Below are 251 nucleotides of genomic sequence, written 5' to 3'. Positions count from 1 at the left end.
ACTACTCCCCCGCCGCAAGCGCCGACGACCTGCGCCGGCAGCTGGCGGCCGCCGGGCCCAACCTCTGGGTGGCCGGGGAACGTGCGCTCGGCGGGCACGCCGGCAATGCCGCGCTCTCCGCGGCCGGCCAGAACATCTCCCGGTACTGCCCGGTGGCGGTTTACGACTGCGCCACCGGCCCGGGCGAGAACCCGGACACCAACTGGGCCATCGGCGTCGCGCAGCTGGCCGTGCTGGTGGCCCCCGCCTCG

The 251-nt window shown here is 76.1% G+C and carries 1 protein-coding gene; it reads left to right on the top strand.

All coding sequences use genetic code 11. From position 1 onward, the window contains the following. On the top strand, positions 1-251 hold a 251-nt coding region (locus tag AC5RV2_RS19335), incomplete at both ends, for a hypothetical protein (protein WP_494093659.1).

The sequence above is a fragment of the Arthrobacter sp. Y3225116 genome (assembly GCF_059091245.1).
Note: the sequence above shows the minus strand (reverse complement) of the source record. Positions and strands in the feature narration are given on the sequence as shown.